This is a genomic window from Faecalibacterium sp. DFI.5.82 (assembly GCF_029076575.1).
GTDB classification, from domain to species: Bacteria; Bacillota; Clostridia; order Oscillospirales; family Ruminococcaceae; genus Faecalibacterium; species Faecalibacterium duncaniae.
In genome coordinates this window covers 1-301 of sequence record NZ_JARFIS010000753.1, presented here as the reverse complement: position 1 = coordinate 301, position 301 = coordinate 1, and the positions used below count along the sequence as shown (strand labels likewise).

General features: G+C 60.5%; 1 protein-coding gene. It reads right to left on the bottom strand.

The window, feature by feature from the left end:
• A partial coding sequence (locus tag P0G09_RS18755) for a TIM-barrel domain-containing protein (RefSeq protein WP_275253429.1) occupies positions 1–301 on the bottom strand: 301 nt, incomplete at both ends.

The window sequence follows — 301 nt, the reverse complement described above, 5'->3', positions numbered from 1 at the left end:
ATCAGGGTCATCCGGGTAGTCGAAGGCCAACGGCCGGAAGTAGCTGGTGTTTTCCAGCGCAGCCTTCATAAATTCGCTGTACAGGTAGGGCAGCAGGGCGTAGCGCAGACGTATCATATTACGCACAGCGGGCAGCACCTCGGGGAAGCGGTAGTATTCCTGCATCCGGGTGCCAACTGCGGAGTGGTTGCGCATCAGCGGGGTGAGCAGACCGAACTCTAGCCAGCGCAGGGCAAGATCCGGCGTGGTATCGGAGGAGAAGCCGCAGAGGTCGGCACCGCTGTACAGGAAACCGCACATC